Consider the following 257-nt stretch of genomic DNA (forward strand, 5'->3'; position numbering starts at 1 on the left):
CGAACGTGGCGTGCAGGCGGCGATCATCCTCACCGCGCACCTGGGCGAAGGCCCGGGGTCGTTGTCGGAACAGGTGGAAACGGTAGCGCGCAAGCATGGCCTGCGCATCCTGGGCCCGCACTGCCTGGGTGTGATCGCACCGCATGCGCGGCACAATGCCAGCATCGCCGCGCACTTCCCGCAGGCGGGCGACCTCGCGCTGATCTCCGAATCTTCGGCGATTGCGGCGGCGCTGGTGGAATGGGGCGTGGCGCGCT

At 69.6% G+C, this 257-nt stretch carries 1 pseudogene; it reads left to right on the forward strand.

Annotated features, from left to right (window positions below):
- Nucleotides 1-257: pseudogene (locus tag ACRHNM_RS17325) on the forward strand (hypothetical protein); the annotation flags it as partial.

The sequence above is a fragment of the Psychroserpens mesophilus genome, assembly GCF_050617655.1.
Taxonomy (GTDB): Bacteria; Bacteroidota; Bacteroidia; order Flavobacteriales; family Flavobacteriaceae; genus Psychroserpens; species Psychroserpens mesophilus_A.